We start from the raw sequence: 18,298 nt of genomic DNA on the forward strand, positions 1-18,298 counted from the left end.
GGACAAGCGCGTGTGCGGCCTGTATGCAGCACCCTGAGGATGCCGCATGGCGCTTTGCTCAGACCTTGTCGGTACTGGGCTGGGGCATCTCGATCTTGATATCCAGCACTTCCAGCGTGTCTTGCCGCTCAAGGTGAACCTTGATGTCGTTGGGGTCGATCTTCACGTACTTGGAAATAACGGCGATCAGTTCCTGTTGCAGTTGCGGCAGGTAGTCGGGCGAGCCGCCCCCGCGCCGTTCATGCGCAAGGATGATTTGCAGCCGTTCCTTGGCGACGTTCGCCGAGGTTTTCTTCTGGCCGATCAAAAACGACAGAAAAGACATCGTCATTTACCTCCCAACAGGCGCTTCAGAAAGCTCGGCTTCTGGTAGTCCACGAAGCGCAGCGGCTTTTCTTCGCCCAGGTAGCGCGACACCACATCCTTATAGGCTTCCGACACGTCGGTGCCGGTCAGGTGCACAGCAGGCAAGCCCTGGTTGGAAGCTTGCAATACCGATTCCGATTCCGGAATCACACCGATCAGCTTGATGCGCAGGATGTCTTCGATATCCTTCAACGACAGCATCTCGCCTTCGTCGACGCGCTTCGGGTTGTAGCGGGTGAGCAGCAGGAATTCCTTGACCGGCTCATCGCCCTGCACCGCGCGGCGCGATTTGGCCGACAGAATGCCCAGGATCCGATCCGAGTCGCGCACGGAAGACACTTCCGGGTTGGTCACGACCAACGCGTCATCGGCAAAATAGGCGGCCATCAGGGCGCCGGTTTCGATACCCGCCGGCGAATCGCAGACGATGTAGTCAAAACCCATGTCTTTCAAGTCATTGATGACTTTCTCGACGCCTTCCATCGTGAGGGCATCCTTGTCGCGCGTCTGCGAAGCGGGCAGCACGAACAGGGTTTCGACTTGCTTGTCTTTGATCAGCGCTTGATTCAGGGTGGCTTCGCCCTGGATGACGTTGACGAAGTCGTATACGACCCGTCGTTCGCAGCCCATGATCAGGTCGAGATTGCGCAGGCCGACGTCGAAGTCGATCACGGCGACCTTGTGGCCCCGCATGGCCAGCCCGGACGAGAAGCTTGCGCTGGTGGTGGTCTTACCAACCCCGCCCTTGCCGGAAGTCACCACAACTATGCGTGTCATGAGGATGAAGCCCTTATGTCTTGAAAAATAATCGGCGTATCGTAAAGCAAAATGCGAGGACGGGACGTGACGACACGTTAGTCAGGCTTTTAGACCTTCGATTCGTAAGGTATCGCCATCCAGGCGGATCAACGCCGGATGGTTATGAAGAGAAGCATCGAATTTATCTTCGACCACGCGGTACACGCCGGCGACGGCCAACAGTTCGGCATCGAGTTCGGTCGTGAAGATGCGGGCGGAGGTGTCGCCGCGCGCGCCGGCCATGGCCTTGCCGCGCAGGGGTCCATAGACGTGCACATTGCCGTCGGCGATCACTTCTGCGCCACGGCTCACCATGCCGATCACGATCAGGTCGGTATGGCGGGCGTAAACGCGCTGGCCGGAGCGCAGCGGCTTGGTAATCACCAAGGCCGAAGACGACTGCGGCGGGCGTGCATTGGGCCGGCCGGCATCGCCGGCGGGTTGCGCTTCACGCGCCAGGCGCGGTTGCTTGCCGGCGCCACCGCTGGCGGCGGTGTTCTCGCTTCCAGCCGCAGCGGTGTCCGTGCCGCCGTTTTCACGTGCGGTCACTTCGGCAGACGCTATCTCACCTGCGGCGGGCGCGTCGCTATCGGATGCACCGACAGCCGTGACCACAGCGGTCGATCCGGTATCGGTTGGCGTAGGCGCTTCGGCCACCGCAGCGGCCGGTACGCTGGGTACGGGTGCATCGCTGTTGTCGGCCGCCAAGGCGGCGTTGTTTTGCGCGGGCCGCGCTGCGGGGATCGAGATCTCGACGGGCGTGAGGCCGGCGCGCTGTGCTGCAGCCAGGTTTTCGCCGGTTGCCACGACGCCGATCGGGGGCAGATGATGCGTTCGCAGCGCCTCGAGCAGACGCGTCCAGTCGATCACGTCTTCGACGCGCGAGGCGTCGATCACGACGGGTTCGTTTTCGAAGAAGCTGCCTGCATCGTGCATCCGTTTTTGCAGAGCGGCGAGCAGATCGCCGACGTCCGCACGGTGCAGCACGACGCGTACGGCGTAAAGGGTGGCGCTCTTGAAATCGAGCGCGAGGGAATCAGCGGTCATGGGTAGCGCAAAGACGAGCCGCGGCGGTTACACCGGGCCGGTGAATGAATGTCGGGCATGATAACCCGCAATGGTCGTACAACAGGCATAAGCCTTGCGCGAACGGCGAAGAGTCCAACCAGGAGGTCTTATGAAATCCGATTTGCCGACCAAGGAAGCCGCGCCGCGCGCGTTGAGCGAGCAGGAGCGCCAGCAGTTGGACGCAGCCGCCAAGGGATATGACGACGATGCCAGCGCGCTGCCCGACCCGGATCGTCCCGGCAAGGCCGACACTGAAGAAACCTACGAGGCCGCGCACAAGCCGGAACCGGCCAGCGAAAAGCAGCGCGATCCCACAGGTGACGCACAGCGCAAGGGCATGCTGCCCGAAGCCGGCGAATCGTCGCTCCCTATCGACCAATCGGCTGCGCAAACGCACCGGTCGACCGATCTCGGCCGCGACGACGAAAGTTGACGCGCCGGACCGCACGGCGTTCCCGGGCGGCCATCGCGTGGCCGCCCAAAAACGTCAGCCCGCCGTCGTGCCCCAAGAATCGCGCAGCGTCACCGTGCGATTGATGATGGGATTTTCGGGCGTGGACGTTTCGCGATCGGCGGTGAAATACCCCAGTCGCTCGAACTGCCACGCGGTACCCGGCGCGGCGTAACTGCCCGGCTCGAGCCACCCTTGAACCGTTCGCTTGGAATTCGGATTGATGAAATCCAGGAATTCCTTGTCGCCGCCGTCGGGATGGGGGTCGGTAAACAACCGGTCGTACAGGTGGATCGTGGCGGGGATGGCGTGACGTGCGCTCACCCACGTAATGTTGCCCTTCACCTTGACGCTGTCGGCGCCCGGCGTGCCGCTCTTGGTGTCTGGGATGTACTCGGCATGCACCTCCGTCACATTGCCGTCGGCATCCTTGACGAAATCGGTGCACTTGATCACGTACGCATACTTCAGGCGCACCGTGTTGCCGGGGAAGAGGCGGAAATATTTCTTGGGCGGATCTTCGCGGAAGTCGTCGCGCTCGATCCACAGCTCGCGCGTGAAGGGAAAATGGCGCAGGCCGGCCTCGGCATTGTGCGGATTGATTTGCGCCGTGCAAGGTTCCTCGGCGTCTTCCGGATAATTGGTGATGACCAGCTTGAGGGGATCGAGCACTGCCACCGAGCGCGCGGCGATCGGATCCAGATCGTCGCGTACGGCTTGTTCGAGCAGGCTGTAATCCAGCCGCGAGTCCGATTTCGAGGCACCCGAGCGATCGCATAGCAGGCGGATCGAGGCAGCGGTGTAGCCGCGGCGGCGCAGCCCGAAGAGGGTGGGCAGGCGCGGGTCGTCCCAGCCGTCCACGTGCCCTTCGCGCACCAACTGCAGCAGCTTGCGCTTGCTGGTGACGATGTAGCTCAGGTTCAAGCGCGCAAATTCGTATTGGTGCGGCAGCGGCTCGGCCAGCTTGCCCAGCTCGGCCAGACGCGCCAGGATCCAGTCGTAAAACGGTCGTTGATCCTCGAATTCGAGCGTGCAGATGCTGTGTGTGATGCCCTCGAGGGCATCTTCCACCGGGTGCGCCCAGCTGTACATCGGATAGATGCACCACTTGTTGCCCGTGCGATGGTGGGTGGCGTGGCGCACGCGATACAGCACCGGATCGCGCAGATTGATGTTGGGCGACTTCATGTCGATCTTCGCGCGCAGCACCATGCTGCCATCCGGATGCTGGCCGTCGCGCATTTCGCGCAGACGGGCGAGCGATTCGTCGGCAGGGCGGTCGCGGAAGGGCGAATTCTGGCCACCTTCGGTAAGCGTGCCGCGCAAGGCGCGGATCTGTTCGGCGCTTTGTTCGTCGACGTAGGCATGGCCCGCCGCGATCAACGCTTCGGCGAAGTCATACATGTCGTCGAAGTAGTCGCTGGCGAAGTACAGGTTCTCTTCGGTCGGCGTCTTCCAGTCGAATCCCAGCCAGTGCACCGCTTCGATGATGGCGTCGACGTACTCCTGCTCTTCCTTCTCGGGATTGGTGTCGTCGAAGCGCAAGTGGCAGACGCCACCGAAATCGCGCGCCAGCCCGAAGTTCAGGCAAATGGCCTTGGCGTGTCCGATATGCAGGTAGCCGTTGGGTTCCGGCGGGAACCGCGTGCGAATGCGGGCAGGATCGAGTTCCCCAGCCTGTTGTTGACGGGCAGGCCCCGGCTTGCCGGACCACCGCTTGTCTTGATAGCGGTCGGCACGCAGATCGGCATCGATGATGTGGCGCAGGAAGTTCGCGGGCGGTGTCGGAGTGGTGGGGGAGGTCATGCTCGGAGGAGGTAGCGTGCAGCAGCAAAGGGATCATTTTGCCACGTCTGGAGAACGGGGCGCGGCGCACCGGCCCATCCGGGTTGAAGTCGCTCTACACTAGCGGCCATCATGGATATCTCTCCCCTGCAACTCGCCCGGATTCAGTTCACGGGCAGCGCAAGCTTCCTGGCGTTTTTCCTACCGATGACGCTGGCCCTGGCGTGGGTGCTGCTGTTCTTCAAATGGCGCGCCCGGGTCACCCGCGATCCGGGCTGGACGGCTGCATACCGGTTCTGGGTGCGCGTCTATGCGCTGGCCTTCGTGCTGACGTTGGCGGGTAGCGTGCCGCTGCTGTTCCAGCTCGGCAGCCTCTGGGCGGGCCTGATGGACAAGATCGGCAACGTGGCGGGCCCCCTGATCGGGTACGCCGTCCTGTCCGTGTTCATCTTCAAGTCGTGTTTTCTCGGGGTGATGCTGTTTGGCCAGCGCCGCGTCTCGCCCGCCGTGCACACGTTTTCGATTTTCATGGTGGCCATCGGGCAGATGGCTGCCGTGTTCTGGGTGGTCGTGCTGCAGTCCTGGCTCGAAACGCCGACCGGCGCCCGGTTTTTCGACGGCCGTTATCAAGTCTTCGATTGGCCCGCGGTGGTGTTCAATCCCGCACTCGGGTGGCAACTGGGGCTGTTCGCACTCACTTCGGCCCTGGCGGCCGCCTTTCTGATCATGGGCGTCACGGCCTGGCAGGCCTTGCGCCGGCCTCTCGATCATGCCGAAAAGCTGGCGTTCAAGGCGGCCGTGGTGCTGGGGGCGCTGGCGGTGGTGCTGCAGGTGCCGGTGGGCGTAGGCAGCGCACGCGTCACCGCGCTGCACCAGCCGGCCAAGGCTGCCGCCGTGGCGGCGTATTGGGAAACCGGAGCGCAGCCCAGCTTCACGCTGTGGGGGATCCCCGATTCGCGCCAGAAACGCACGCGCCATGACGTGACCGTCGCTCACGGCAGCACCTTGCTCGGCCAGGATGCCATCACCGGGCAGTTCCAGGGCCTGGACACCTATTCCGGCATGCATCCGCCGGTGGGGCCGATCTTCTTCACGGTGCGCGTGGCGGTGCTGCTGGCCATCGTCATGGGGCTCACGGCCTGGGTGGTATTCCTGCGCGTGCGCAATCGCGGTTTTGACCCGTCGGTGTTGTCGCGCGCCAGCCTGCGCGGCGTCAGTCTGCTGATGTTTGCGGGCAGCCTGTCGGGGGTGTTGCATACGTGGATCTATCTTTTCGGCATGCAGCCGTATGCCGTCAACGGTACGGTTACCCAAACGGAAATCCTGGGGCCGGCCGCATCCGGGTCGCTCGCCCTGGCGCTCACCAGCTACACCGCCTTGTACGTGTTGCTGATCGTCGCCTTCCTGGCGATGTTGTTTCATGCCGCCCGGTACGGCGTCATCCCTGTTCGTAAAGTAGGACGCGCCGCATGATCGCCACGCTCGCCGCCTCGATGGGCCTGAACCCGGGCGATGCCGCATTCTGGATGCCGCTCGCGTTTATGGGGATGTTGTTTCTGCTTGTGCTGGCAGGCACCGTGTTCGACGGCTTCGACATCGGCGTCGGCATCCTCCTGGCTTGGGCGCCGGCGGAAGAGCGCGGCCGCATGATGAATCTGCTCAGCCCCTGGCGCGACGCCAATGAATTCTGGTTGCTGCTAGGCGTCGGTCTCTTTGTGGCGGCGTTTCCTTTCGGCTGGGGTGCTGTGCTGGGCCAGTTGTACGGGCCGTTGACGGCGATGGTGATCGGCACGGTGCTGCGCTCGGCGTGTTTCGAGTTACGGATCCGCGCCCGTACCGAGCACAAGTCGTGGTGGCTCTGGGGCTTCTGGGCGGGATCGGTATTGACGGCGTTCGGACAGGGCATGGCGCTCGGACGCATCGTCACCGGGTATCAAACGGTGGCCGGTTACGGGTGGTTTGCCGTCTTCGTGGGCTTCTGCGCCGTGGCCACCTATGTGCTGCTGGGCTCGAGTTGGGTGATCATGCGCGTGCGGGGTGCCTTGCAGCAGCGTGCGGCCAACTGGGGCCGGCACGCGGTGCGCTGGACGGCCGCAGGCATGATCGCGATCGCGGTCACGCTCGGCCTGGCCAACGCGGGCATCTTCTACAAGTGGAGCAATCTGGCTCACATCGGCGTGGCGATTTCAACCTGGGTACTGCTGCTGGGCTGCTTCGTGGCCATCGAGATGATTCTCACGCGGATCGTGGCGGGCCGGGCGCGCAGCCTGCGCGCCGCGCCGTTTCTGCTGTGTATCTGCCTGCTGGCCTTGATGGTCGGGGCGCTGGCATTCAGCCTGTTCCCCTATCTGATTCTTGACGATCTCACGCTGTGGGACGCGGCCGCCAATACCGATGTGCTACGGCTGGTGCTGGTGGGCGTGGGCGTTGCCGTGCCGGTGATGCTGGTGTTCAACCTGCTGGCGTACCGCTCGGTGTTCAGCGACGAAGTGCTGCGCAACTGAAGGCTTGAGGACCGATCCGGTCGTGCCGTTTGGGATCGAACACTTCTCGAACCGGCCACGGTTAACGGGAAGGCGTGGCGAAGGGCGGGGCGTGCGCTGACGATGAAGTACCGGCGCGTTGCGCAGCGCCTTCTGGCCCGGCCGGTCATTTCAAAACTGGCCCGTCAGGCTTGCAATGCCGGTGAGGGCGTATCGGCGGCCAAAGGCAAGGTGATCACGACTTGCAGGCCACCCGTGTCGGCATTGGCCAGCACCAGTTCCCCACGATGCGCGCGCACGATCGCGTCCACCAGCGCCAGGCCGAGGCCCACGCTGCCCGTGCGCGTGCGCGCATCGTCGAGCCGCGCGAATGGCCGCAGCGCTTCGGTGCGCCGGTCGGGCGCGATGCCTTCGCCATGATCGCGCACGGTGAGCCTCACGGTGTCTTCCAGACGTTCCACATGCACCTCGACCGGTGGCGCACCGTGGTGCAAGGCGTTGCCGATCAGGTTGTCCAGCAAACGCGCCAGTGCGACCGCGTCGCCCTGTACGGTAATGGTGCGTTCGGGTAACGGCGTGAGCACCACCGGGCTGCCCACGCTGGTCCAGGCCGTGACGCGTTCGGGCAGCCATTCGTTGAGCAGCATGGGCGCGAAGCGGTAGGTGCCGGGATCGGTGCCGCGCACGAAGCCGATGAATTGATCGACCATGCGCTGCATATCCTGAAGATCGTGCCGCAACCCGGTTTGCAGGGCGGGGTCATCGGCCATTTCAATGCGCAGCCACATGCGCGAGAGTGGCCCCTTCAGGTCGTGCGGCAACCCGGCCAGCAGCGTGCGGCGAACGGATTCCGCCTCAGCCAGCGCGTCGAGCATGGCGTTGAACCGCTCGCCCAGTGCGCGTGTTTCGAACGGGCCGGAGGGCGACACGCGTTGCGGCTTGCCCTCGCCCAGCCGATCGGCCGCCTCGGCCAGCCGCGTGAGGGGGCGCGCAATATGCCAGGAAAATGTCGCCGCCAGCAGCAACAGCACGCCCAGCCCGCCCAGCCACACCACGATCAACGGCGTGGAGATGGGGGGATCCAGGCGCTCCAGCGGAATCACCAGCCATTCGCGCAATTGGGGGCCATCGTCGGTACTCGTATTGGGCGCCAGCGAGATGAAGACTTCCGGATCCGGCCCGCGCGACAGTGCCACGCGCGTGCCGTCATTGAGCAGCGCGTTGAGTTGCCGCACCAGCGAACGCAGATCGCGGCGCACGTCGTCGGGCGGGGGCGGGGGAGGCATGTCGCCATCTTCGCGGCGGCGCCATTGGCGCTGCAGACGCGCCTCGGCCGGCAGCGTGCGTGACCACAGGCGCCACTGGTTCTGCGAGGCGTTGCGGACGAACTCGGCCCGCTCTTCGGCCGGAACCTGGGATACGGCTGCGCGCAAGGTGCGAATCGTGGTGACGATGTAATCGAGCGCCACGTCCTCCATGAACTTGTCGCGGTAATACGAAACGGTGGTCAGTGTGGCCGCCTGGGCCACGAGCACGGTGCCCAGCACCAGCAGCGTCAGGCGGCCGCGCAGCGATTTGGGCAAGAATCGCCGGCTATGCCGCCACGAGCGATGGAACCAGGACGTCCACGCCATCAGGGGGCAAACCGGTAACCGATACCCCAAACGGTTTGAATCCAGCGGGGCTGCTTGGGATCCACCTCGATGGCGCGGCGCAGACGCAGCACGGCGATATCGATCGCCCGGTCATTGCGCTCGCCGGCGTCGTCGTCACGCGCCAGCGCCAGCAGGCGTTCGCGCGACAGCGGCTTGCCGGCGTTGCGCACCAGGGCTTCGAGCAGGTTGATCTCGCCGCCGGTGAGCTTGACCTGCACGCCTTCGCGCAACAGTTGCCGCTGGACGGGGTCGAAGGTGAAGGGGCCGAAGTTGACCGGCGCATCCTTCGTGAGTGCCGAGGGGCCGCGCTTGCGGCGCAACACCGCCTCGACGCGCGCCAGTAACTCGCGCGGGTCGAACGGCTTCCCCAGATAGTCGTCGGCGCCCGCCTCCAGGCCGATGATGCGATCGACCGCCTCGTCGCGCGCGGTCAGCAGGATCACGGGAATATCTTCGCCCTGTTCGCGCAGACGGCGGCAGGCGTCGGCACCATCGCCGGCGGGCAGCATGCGGTCGAGCACGATGAGATCGGGGCTGTAGCGAATGATGCGTTCTGCCAGATCGTTGGCGTCGGGCGCAAGCAGGGTGTCATAGCCGTGACGATTGAGATAATCGGCCAGCAACTGACGGAGTGCCGGATCGTCGTCGACGACCAGTAATTTTGTGTGAGGGGCGTCCATGCCGCATCATCGCCTCTAGCCGCTCGGGGAGCAAGCGCGCGAAACCGTTTGAAATGAACGCGGGCGCGGCAAACGCAGCCCGGTTCTGCTGCAGTGCAGCGCCCGATGACGTAAACTGAATCGATTCCCACGTTCGCTTTCGTTCGCTTTTTTCGAGGCGCTAGTGACCCCAATTTCTCAGCTCCATTCCCGCTCTACAACCGCGCGCCGCGCGGATCACCGCTCGCGCCCGTTGCTTCGGGCGGGCGTGCTGGCGGGAGCGCTGCTGGGAATGGCGTTCGCGGGCAGCAGCGCCTGGGCGCAAAGCAATCTGGGCATCGGCGTGCTGGCGCCTGCGTTGCCGATGCCGGTCGAGGCTCCGGAGCCGGTCGCCATGGCGATCGAGCCCCTCGATCCCACCGTCTGCGCGCGTGAGGCCGGCGGCGGGCTCAAGCTCGATGGCGTAGTGGTGGGCGGCGAGGAGATCGACAACATGGCGCAGGCGCGTTGCCGCCTGGGCAACGAGGCCGTCGTGGCGCAAGCCGACGCGGCCTATGTGCTCGAACTCACGCCGGAAGAACGACATGCCGCGGCCGATAAGGTCATCATGCCCACGCCCCGGCGCACGCAACGCAAGTGGCTCGGATCGCTCACCCCACAGACCGGCGTGACGACCGATACCCGCACGATGACGTACCGCAACGAGAGTGGCCAGACCGTCGCGGTAGGGAGCCTGGCCTCGAATACGCCGTGGTGGGGGCAGTCGACCCAGATCGGTGGGGTGCAGCTTTCAAACTGGTCGTCTTCTTCGGCGCGCACGCTGTCGCAGGGCCAGTTCGGCTATTCGTCCATGGTCGGCCGGATCGACAACACCGATCTGTCTGCCGGCGCGGGCAAGCTCGACTATGGCGCCACGGCCGGCAGCAGCAGTCTGCGCTATGGCGTCACGCCCTCGATGACGCTCGAAAGCCAGGTCGAAACGGCGCCGACGCTCACCGCAATGGGATTGGGCACGACCTACACGGCGGGCACGCTGGGCACGTTCCAGGTGGGCGCCACGCAAAGCACCTACGAACGGTCCGATGCGCGCCGCTACCGGCTGGGCTATTCGGTCGACCTCGCGCACTCGGTAACGGTGAGCTACGTCAACGAACAGATCGATCAGGGCTTTTCCGACCTGGCCACTTATGAAGACGGCGCGGCGGGCGCGCGGCAGACGCGCAATACGCTGACGGCCGGTGTGCCGATCAGTGGCTGGGGCACGTTCAGCGGCACTTACTCCGGTCTGCAGGAAAACAACGCGTCGGCCGAACGCCGCTATGGCGTGCAGCACAGCATGGCCCTGGCGCCGCGCGTACGCATGGCGCTCGGCGCCGATCGCGAGGTCGTGTCGGGCGAATACAAGATGGGTGTGAAGCTCACGATGCCGGTGGATGATTTTATGGGCACGCTCGGTTTGGGCTGGTGAGCCGGTTTACACTCTCGACCATGATGCTTTTCTTGATCCCCCATGTCGGACGTTGACGTAGACTCGCGCGCCCTCGAGATTCTGCAGCGGGTATTTGGCTACGAATCTTTCCGGGGCGACCAGCATGCCATCGTCGACCATGTGATCGCTGGTGGCGACGCCCTGGTGCTCATGCCCACCGGTGGCGGCAAATCCCTCTGTTACCAAGTGCCGGCGCTCGCTCGGCCCGGTACCGGCATTGTCGTGTCGCCCCTGATCGCGTTGATGCAGGATCAGGTCGATGCGCTGACCGAATTGGGCGTGCGCGCCGAGTTTCTCAATTCCACTCAAGACTGGAAAGTGGCGCGCGAGGTCGAACAGGCGTTTCTGGCCGGCGACCTCGATCTGCTCTATGTCGCGCCTGAACGCCTGCTCACCGATCGCTGCCTGAACATGCTGTCGGAAGGGCGGATTTCGCTGTTTGCCATCGACGAGGCCCATTGCGTGTCGCAGTGGGGCCACGACTTCCGGCCGGAGTATCTTGGGCTGTCGATGCTGCACGAGCGCTGGCCGGATGTGCCGCGCATTGCGCTCACCGCCACCGCGACCGCCGAGACGCGCGTCGAAATCGCGCAGCGTCTGTCGCTCGATCACGCCGAGCATTTCGTCGCCAGTTTCGATCGTCCCAACATCCGCTATCGCATCGTCGAGAAAAACGATGTGCGCCGCCAGCTCATCGAGCTGATTCGCACCGAGCACGCGGGCGAGGCCGGCGTGGTGTATTGCCTGTCGCGCTCGCGAGTGGAGGATACCGCCGAGTTTCTGTGTTCGCAGGGCGTCAATGCCCTGCATTACCACGCCGGCTTGAGCCCGGCCGTGCGGGCTCAAAATCAATCGCGGTTCTTGCGCGAAGACGGCATTGTCATGGTGGCCACCATTGCGTTCGGCATGGGCATCGACAAGCCCGATGTGCGATTCGTCGCGCACATCGATCTGCCCAAGTCGGTGGAAGGCTACTACCAGGAAACCGGCCGCGCCGGCCGCGACGGCTTGCCCGCCACGGCCTGGCTGGCGTACGGCCTGCAGGACGTGGTGCAGCAACGCCGCATGATCGACGAGTCGCCTGGCGACGATGCTTATCGCCGCCGCCTCGGGCAGCAGCTCGATGCGATGCTGGGCTTGTGCGAAACGGTCACGTGCCGCCGCGTGCGCCTGCTCGAATACTTCGGCCAGCACACCGGTCCTTGCGGCAATTGCGATGTGTGCCTCGATCCGCCGGAGGCTTGGGATGGCACCGTGGCGGCGCAAAAAGTGCTGTCGGCCGTGTATCGCTTGTGGAAGGAACGCGGCCAGCGTTATGGCGCGGGCCACATCATCGACATCCTGCGCGGCAAATCGAACGAGCGCATCAAGCAATCGTCGCACGATCAGTTGAGCGTGTTCGGCATCGGCGCCGATCTATCCGATCAAGCCTGGCGCGGGGTGCTGCGGCAATTGCTGGCGCAGCGCTTATTGGCCGTCGACCATGACGGCTTCGGCACGCTGATGCTCACCGAAGACAGCCGTGCCGTTCTGAAGGGCGAGCGGCAACTGATGCTGCGACGCGAATCGGAAAAAGCCGCGCGCAGCAGCACCCGCGTAGGCACGCGCAGTCGCGCCGAAGCGATCGTGTTGCCCGGCGAAGCGCAAACGCGTTTTGAAGCCTTGCGCGCCTGGCGCGGTGACGTGGCACGCAGCCACGGTGTGCCGGCCTATGTGATCTTTCACGACGCCACATTGCGCGAGATCGCCTTGGCCGAGCCGGCGTCGCTCGACGATCTGGCGCATATCAGCGGTGTGGGCGCGCGCAAGCTCGAAGCCTATGGCGAAGACATTCTGCGTGAAGTGGCACGCGGCGCATGATGGTGCCTGCTAACCAGATCGAGATCGGTCGTGCCACCGAGGCCGACGTGGACGGCATCATGGCCCTTCAGGCGGCCAATGAGGTCAGCAACGGCGGCACACTCTCGGCGAGTTTGCCCCGCGAGCGCATCCACGCGATGCTGCAGGCGATGCCGCTGATGGTGGCGCGCGACCGCGGCCGCGTGGTCGGATTCTTGATGACGACCCCGCGCGAAATGAATAGCGATTTCGAGATCGTTCGCGCCACGTTCGACGCCTTTCCCGGGGCGCCCGACGCCTATCTTTACGGCCCGGTGTGCGTGGATGCGCAGTACCGCGGCCGCGGATTGGCGCAAGCGATGTTCGACGCCTTGCGCGTGTTGCTGCCGGGGCGGCAAGGCATCCTCTTTATCCGCCGCGACAACGCTGCGTCGCTCAACGCGCATGCGCGCATGGGCATGAGCGAGGTGGCCGAATTTACGTTGAACGGTTCGGTGTTTGTCGTGTTGGCCTACACGGGCTGAGGTAAAAGACGTGCGCGATGTCCGCTGCGACGTCCTCCGCGACGGTCGCTGGACTCGCCTGCACTCGCGTGGCGGTTCTCGAGCCAGGCTGCCATTTACGCTGTGCTTCAAGCCCTGCAGGTTCGCACATAGTGCTTCGAGCCATCCAGGCCCTGACGCGCGCTTACGCCGTGCGGCGGCTCGCAGCCGCCGCACCACGCTCAACTGAACAGATCGCCCGCCAGGCCTTGCGCGGCAGGCGGGGTGAGTCCCAGGTGCCGCCACGTGGTTTGCGTGGCCATGCGGCCGCGCGGCGTGCGTTGCAGATAGCCGTGCTGGATCAGGTAGGGTTCGATCACATCCTCGATCGTGTCGCGCTCTTCGCCGATCGCAGCGGCAAGGCTGTCCACGCCTACCGGGCCGCCGTCGAATTTGTGAATGATGGCTTCGAGCAGCTTGCGGTCCATCAGATCCAGCCCTTGCGGATCCACTTCCAGCATCGCGAGCGCGGCACGGGCCACGTCGGTATCGATCACGCCAGCCGCCTTGACCTGCGCGTAATCGCGTACCCGGCGCAACAGCCGATTGGCGATCCGCGGCGTGCCGCGCGACCGCCGCGCGACCTCGGTGGCGCCCTCGGGTGTGAGCTCGACGTGCAGCAGGCCCGCGCTGCGCGTCACGATGCTGGCCAGATCGTCTGCCGAGTAAAACTCCAGCCGCGACACGATGCCGAAGCGGTCGCGCAACGGGTTGGTGAGCATGCCGGCACGCGTGGTGGCGCCGATCAGCGTAAAGGGCTGCAGATCGATCTTCACGCTGCGCGCGGCCGGGCCATCGCCGATCAGGATATCGATCTGAAAGTCTTCCAATGCCGGATAGAGGATTTCCTCCACCACGGGCGAGAGCCGATGGATTTCATCGATGAACAGCACATCGTTCTTTTCGAGATTGGTGAGCAAGGCGGCAAGGTCGCCTGGGCGCTCGAGCACTGGGCCCGAGGTTTGACGCAACTGCACGCCCATCTCGTGCGCCACGATATGCGCCAAAGTGGTTTTGCCTAAGCCCGGTGGGCCGAACAGCAGCACATGATCGAGCGATTCGCCGCGCTGCCGCGCGGCTGCGATGAAGATCTCGAGCTGCTCGCGTGCGCGATGTTGACCCACATACTCCTTGAGCACCTTGGGGCGCAAGGCACGTTCGATGGACTCCTCGTTGGGCGAAGATGCTTGCGGAGTCACGAGCCGGACGGGATCCGGAAGCGACGAGAGGGAGTCGGATTGAATGGGCATGTCGGGGAATCTTGGAGGCCGGGTTGCAGACCGCAAAGTGCGGCCGCGGCACAAATCGTACACCAGCGAGGGGGCGTCAAATGCGCTGGAATGTCCTATCATGCGCCCTTTGCCGCTCACACGTTCAAGGATGCAAGATGGTCTCAGCACTGCCCACCTTCGATGATGTCGTCGCCGCCAGCCAACGCCTCGCCGGCGTGGCGCATCGCACGCCGGTCCTGACCTCGCGTACCGCCGATGCCCGCTCTGGCGCGTCGCTGTTTTTCAAATGCGAGAACTATCAGCGCATGGGGGCATTCAAGTTTCGCGGGGGCTACAACGCCATCGCAAAGTTGAGCGACGCGCAGCGCCGCGCGGGCGTGGTCACGTTCTCGTCCGGCAATCATGCGCAGGCGATCGCATTGGCGGCGCAGATCCTGGGTGTGAAGGCGGTAATCATCATGCCGCTGGATGCACCGGCCGCCAAACGCGCCGCCACCGAAGGCTATGGCGGCGAAGTGGTCACCTACGATCGCTACAAGGAGGACCGTGAGGCCGTCGCCCGCCGCATTCAGGAAGAGCGCGGGATGACGTTGATCCCGCCGTACGATCACGCCGATGTGGTGGCCGGGCAGGGCACGGCCGCACGTGAACTTTTCGAAGAAGTCGGCGAGCTCGATTATCTGTTCGTATGCCTGGGCGGGGGCGGCTTGCTGTCCGGCAGCGCGCTCGCCGCGCGTGCCCTGAGCCCGAACTGCAAGGTGATCGGTGTCGAGCCCGAAGCCGGCAATGATGGCCAGCAATCGTTTCGCAGCGGGAGCATTGTGCGTATCGAAACGCCCAAGACGCTGGCCGATGGCGCCGCCACCACGCACCTGGGCGAGATCACGTTTGCGTTGATCAAAGCGCATGTGGACGACATCGTCACCGTCAGCGACGCACAACTCGTGGGCATGCTGCGGTTTTTTGCCGAGCGCATGAAGATGGTGGTCGAGCCCACGGGGTGCCTGGGCGCGGCGGCTGCCATGTCGGGCGAGTTCCCGTTGGCCGGCAAACGGGTGGGCATCATCATCAGCGGCGGCAACGTCGATCTGAAGAGCTACGGCGGATTGCTGGCCGGCGCCTGATGGCCTAACGCGCGAGCGCCTTCAGCGCTGCGCGAATCCCTTCCGATACGCCGATATCCTCGGGCAAGGTTTTCAGCGCACCTTGCGATTCGCGGTCCGAGTAGCCGAGTGCCAACAACGCATTGAGGATATCGGCGGCATGACTGTTGTGCGCGTGCGGCGTGGCGCCGAGATCGGCACCCAGCTTGCCGCGCATTTCGAGCAGCAACCGTTCGGCAGTCTTCTTGCCGATGCCGGGCACTTTCATCAACCGGCCCGGCTCCTGCAGGGTGATGGCTTGCGCCAGATCGGCGACCGACATCCCCGACAATACCGACAGCGCCGTGCGGGCGCCGATACCGCTCACTTTCACCAATTCGCGAAAAGTGGCGCGCTCGTTCGCCGTTGAAAAGCCGTACAGGATATGGGCATCTTCGCGCACGGTCAGATGGATGAACAGCGTGACTTGCGCGCCCGTATCCGGCAGGGCGTACAAGGTGCTCATCGGCACATCGATGTCATAGCCGATGCCGTTGACGTCCACGCACACGGTGGGCGGGAGCTTTTCGATCAGCTTGCCGGTAATACGTCCAATCATGGTTGATCCGATTGAGGCCCAAGGCCATAAACAAGGAAGTGGCGCGTCAGGCGTCGACGATGCGGCCGGCGCGCAGACGGCTGCGGCCCGCACCCAGCAAGGCACCCATTTTTTCCAGACGCGCGGTGACGGGGCCCAGGTGGGCGTGACACATGGCACAGGCCAACGCATCCGCCGAGTCCGGCGCGGGTAAGCCGTTCAAGTTGAGCAACCGCTGCACCATCGCCTGCACCTGCGGCTTGGCGGCGCGGCCGCTCCCCACGACCGATTTTTTGATTTGCAGTGCCGTGTACTCGTGCACGTCGAGGTCGGCATCCGCCAGCGCGCACAGCGCCGCCCCGCGCGCCTGACCCAGCAAGAGGGTGGACGCGGGGTTGGTATTCAGAAAGACGATTTCAAGGGCGGCGATATCGGGACGCGTGTCGCGCGCAATGTCGCGCACGCTGTCCAGAATCACCTTCAAACGCTTGGCCAGGCTTTGTTCGGTGGGCACCACGATGGTGCCGCTGGCCACGTATCGCATGCGGGGTCCGTCGACATCGATCACACCGAAGCCGGTGCGGCGCAGACCTGGATCGATGCCGAGGATACGCATCAGTGACGGAAGTGGCGGGTACCAGTCAGCACCATGGCGATGCCTTGCTCGTCGGCGGCGGCGATCACTTCATCGTCGCGCACGCTGCCGCCCGGCTGGATCACGCACTTGGCGCCGGCGGCGACCACGACGTCCAGGCCGTCGCGGAACGGAAAGAAGGCATCCGACGCGACGGCCGAACCCGCCAGCGTCAGACCGGCGTTTTCAGCCTTGATGGACGCGATGCGGGCCGAGTCGATGCGGCTCATCTGGCCGGCACCCACGCCGAGCGTCATGCCGCCGCCCACGAACACGATGGCGTTGGACTTGACGTATTTCGCGACCTTCCAGGCGAACATCAGGTCGTTCATCTGTTCGTCGGTCGGTTGCACGCGCGTCACTACCTTGAGCGATTCGCGGGGCACATGAAACGCGTCGGGCGTTTGTACCAGCCAACCGCCGCCGATGCGCTTGACGTCGAACGCGTTCTGGCCAGCGCCCGCAGGCATTTCCAGGACGCGAACGTTCTTCTTGGCGGCCAGGATGGCCAGTGCCGCGCCGTCATACGACGGGGCGAGCAGCACTTCGACGAACTGGCCCGACACCGCTTCGGCCGTGGCGGCGTCCACCGGACGGTTGAAGGCGATGATGCCGCCGAAGGCCGACGTAGGATCGGTCTTGAAGGCTTTGTCGTAGGCCGCGCGCGGGCTGTCGGCCACGGCCACACCGCAGGGGTTGGCGTGCTTGACGATGACGCAAGCGGTGGCATCGAACGAGCGCACGCATTCCCATGCCGCGTCGGCATCGGCGATGTTGTTGTACGAGAGTTCCTTGCCTTGCAGTTGACGGTAGTTGCCCAGCAGGCCGGCGGCGCGGGTGCTGTCCACATAGAACGCCGCCGATTGGTGCGGGTTCTCGCCATAGCGCAGCGTTTGCTCTTGCGTGAGCTGTACGGTCAGCGTGCGCGGCCACGCGGTTTGCGCGGGGGCGGCGTCCTGTACAGGCGCGGCATCGGCCAGGCTGGTCATGTAGCCGGCGATCGCGCCGTCATACGACGCCGTGTGGGCGTATACCTTGGCGGCCAGTGCCAGACGCAACGCATACGACGTCTTACCGCCATCGGCGTCCATCTCGGCCAGCACGCGGGAGTAGTCGATCGGATCGATCACGACCGTCACGCCGCCTTCGTCGGTGCCGTGATTCTTGGCCGCGGCGCGCAGCATGGCCGGTCCGCCGATGTCGATGTTCTCGATCGCGTCGGCGAACGTGCAGCCGGGGCGTGCGATGGTTTCGCGGAACGGATACAGGTTGACCACCAGCATGTCGATGCGATCGATGCCGTGTTCGGCGATGGTGTCCAGATGGGCGGCGCTGTCGCGGCGCGCCAGCAGCCCGCCGTGAATCTTCGGATGCAGCGTTTTCACGCGGCCATCCAGGATTTCGGGTTGACCCGTGTGGGTCGCCACTTCAGTCACATCGAGACCGGCTTCGGCCAACAGCTTGGCCGTGCCTCCCGTCGAAAGAAGTCGGACGCCGCGCGATGCGAGCGCACGCGCGAACTCAAGGATTCCGGTCTTGTCGGAGACGGAAAGCAGGGCGGTTTCGATTTTCATGAAGGGGGCTGAAGAAGCGGCGATTCAAAAAGGAAGGGCGCGG

The 18,298-nt window shown here is 64.5% G+C and carries 17 protein-coding genes; 7 read left to right on the top strand and 10 right to left on the bottom strand.

What is annotated here, in order from left to right; translation table 11 throughout:
- Window positions 1-58: 58 nt before the first annotated feature.
- From minE to minC, 3 genes are all read right to left on the bottom strand, one after another.
- Entirely contained in the window at window positions 59-325 is a 267-nt protein-coding gene (gene minE, locus EYW45_RS08105; protein ID WP_161135390.1) for a cell division topological specificity factor MinE, read from the bottom strand.
- 2 nt (window positions 326-327) lie between these two features.
- Window positions 328-1,143: a septum site-determining protein MinD gene (gene minD, locus EYW45_RS08110; protein ID WP_161134870.1), complete on the bottom strand. Its 816-nt coding sequence runs from the start codon at window positions 1,141-1,143 to the stop codon at window positions 328-330.
- Window positions 1,144-1,224: 81 nt separating this feature from the next.
- On the bottom strand, window positions 1,225-2,211 hold the full coding sequence (gene minC, locus EYW45_RS08115; RefSeq protein ID WP_161134871.1) for a septum site-determining protein MinC: 987 nt from the start codon (window positions 2,209-2,211) through the stop codon (window positions 1,225-1,227).
- A 130-nt stretch (window positions 2,212-2,341) separates the two neighbouring features.
- Between minC and EYW45_RS08120 the strand changes: the two genes are divergently transcribed.
- Window positions 2,342-2,665, top strand: a complete 324-nt coding sequence (locus tag EYW45_RS08120) for a hypothetical protein (RefSeq protein WP_161134872.1) — start codon at window positions 2,342-2,344, stop codon at window positions 2,663-2,665.
- 54 nt (window positions 2,666-2,719) lie between these two features.
- On the opposite strand, the gene EYW45_RS08125 is transcribed toward EYW45_RS08120, so the two are convergent.
- Entirely contained in the window at window positions 2,720-4,489 is a 1,770-nt protein-coding gene (locus EYW45_RS08125; protein WP_161134873.1) for a glutamine--tRNA ligase/YqeY domain fusion protein, read from the bottom strand.
- A gap of 111 nt (window positions 4,490-4,600) precedes the next feature.
- On the opposite strand from EYW45_RS08125, the gene EYW45_RS08130 reads away from it, so the two are divergent.
- Both EYW45_RS08130 and EYW45_RS08135 read left to right on the top strand, forming a co-directional pair.
- On the top strand, window positions 4,601-5,941 hold the full coding sequence (locus tag EYW45_RS08130) for a cytochrome ubiquinol oxidase subunit I (RefSeq protein ID WP_161134874.1): 1,341 nt from the start codon (window positions 4,601-4,603) through the stop codon (window positions 5,939-5,941).
- Complete coding sequence (locus EYW45_RS08135) at window positions 5,938-6,972, top strand: cytochrome d ubiquinol oxidase subunit II (protein ID WP_161134875.1); 1,035 nt, start codon at window positions 5,938-5,940, stop codon at window positions 6,970-6,972. Before EYW45_RS08130 ends, EYW45_RS08135 begins: the two co-directional genes overlap by 4 nt.
- A 164-nt stretch (window positions 6,973-7,136) precedes the next feature.
- On the opposite strand, the gene risK is transcribed toward EYW45_RS08135, so the two are convergent.
- Window positions 7,137-8,585: a sensor histidine kinase RisK gene (gene risK, locus EYW45_RS08140; protein ID WP_161134876.1), complete on the bottom strand. Its 1,449-nt coding sequence runs from the start codon at window positions 8,583-8,585 to the stop codon at window positions 7,137-7,139.
- Complete coding sequence (locus EYW45_RS08145) at window positions 8,585-9,286, bottom strand: response regulator (RefSeq protein ID WP_161134877.1); 702 nt, start codon at window positions 9,284-9,286, stop codon at window positions 8,585-8,587. The genes risK and EYW45_RS08145 overlap by 1 nt, the downstream gene beginning before the upstream one ends.
- A gap of 163 nt (window positions 9,287-9,449) precedes the next feature.
- Here EYW45_RS08145 and EYW45_RS08150 point away from each other — a divergent pair, with 163 nt between their 5' ends.
- From EYW45_RS08150 to EYW45_RS08160, 3 genes are read left to right on the top strand one after another with little or no spacing between them, the layout of a single operon-like run.
- Window positions 9,450-10,733 carry a fimbria/pilus outer membrane usher protein gene (locus EYW45_RS08150; RefSeq protein ID WP_161134878.1) on the top strand — a complete coding sequence of 428 codons (1,284 nt, stop codon included), beginning with the start codon at window positions 9,450-9,452 and terminating at the stop codon, window positions 10,731-10,733.
- A gap of 42 nt (window positions 10,734-10,775) precedes the next feature.
- The gene (recQ, locus tag EYW45_RS08155) at window positions 10,776-12,614 is read left to right on the top strand and encodes a DNA helicase RecQ (protein WP_161134879.1); all 1,839 of its coding nucleotides are present in this window, start codon (window positions 10,776-10,778) and stop codon (window positions 12,612-12,614) included.
- The gene (locus EYW45_RS08160; RefSeq protein ID WP_202444639.1) at window positions 12,611-13,117 is read left to right on the top strand and encodes a GNAT family N-acetyltransferase; all 507 of its coding nucleotides are present in this window, start codon (window positions 12,611-12,613) and stop codon (window positions 13,115-13,117) included. The genes recQ and EYW45_RS08160 overlap by 4 nt, the downstream gene beginning before the upstream one ends.
- 200 nt (window positions 13,118-13,317) lie before the next feature.
- Here the strand turns inward: EYW45_RS08160 and ruvB are convergent, their stop codons facing one another.
- Window positions 13,318-14,385: a Holliday junction branch migration DNA helicase RuvB gene (gene ruvB, locus EYW45_RS08165; RefSeq protein ID WP_161134880.1), complete on the bottom strand. Its 1,068-nt coding sequence runs from the start codon at window positions 14,383-14,385 to the stop codon at window positions 13,318-13,320.
- A gap of 137 nt (window positions 14,386-14,522) precedes the next feature.
- Between ruvB and EYW45_RS08170 the strand changes: the two genes are divergently transcribed.
- The gene (locus EYW45_RS08170) at window positions 14,523-15,491 is read left to right on the top strand and encodes a threo-3-hydroxy-L-aspartate ammonia-lyase (protein ID WP_161134881.1); all 969 of its coding nucleotides are present in this window, start codon (window positions 14,523-14,525) and stop codon (window positions 15,489-15,491) included.
- Window positions 15,492-15,495: 4 nt separating this feature from the next.
- Here the strand turns inward: EYW45_RS08170 and ruvA are convergent, their stop codons facing one another.
- Genes ruvA through purH form a run of 3 tightly spaced genes read right to left on the bottom strand, consistent with a single transcriptional unit; the run spans window position 15,496 to window position 18,255 of the window.
- A complete protein-coding gene (gene ruvA, locus EYW45_RS08175) occupies window positions 15,496-16,068 on the bottom strand; it encodes a Holliday junction branch migration protein RuvA (protein ID WP_161134882.1) in 573 nt (190 codons plus the stop codon).
- 46 nt (window positions 16,069-16,114) lie between these two features.
- Window positions 16,115-16,663, bottom strand: a complete 549-nt coding sequence (gene ruvC, locus EYW45_RS08180) for a crossover junction endodeoxyribonuclease RuvC (protein ID WP_161134883.1) — start codon at window positions 16,661-16,663, stop codon at window positions 16,115-16,117.
- Window positions 16,663-18,255 (bottom strand): bifunctional phosphoribosylaminoimidazolecarboxamide formyltransferase/IMP cyclohydrolase, encoded by a 1,593-nt coding sequence (gene purH / locus EYW45_RS08185; RefSeq protein ID WP_161134884.1) that lies wholly within the window; start codon window positions 18,253-18,255, stop codon window positions 16,663-16,665. Before purH ends, ruvC begins: the two co-directional genes overlap by 1 nt.
- Window positions 18,256-18,298 lie beyond the last annotated feature (43 nt).

The organism is Schauerella aestuarii, assembly GCF_009866805.1.
Taxonomy (GTDB): Bacteria; Pseudomonadota; Gammaproteobacteria; order Burkholderiales; family Burkholderiaceae_B; genus Schauerella; species Schauerella aestuarii.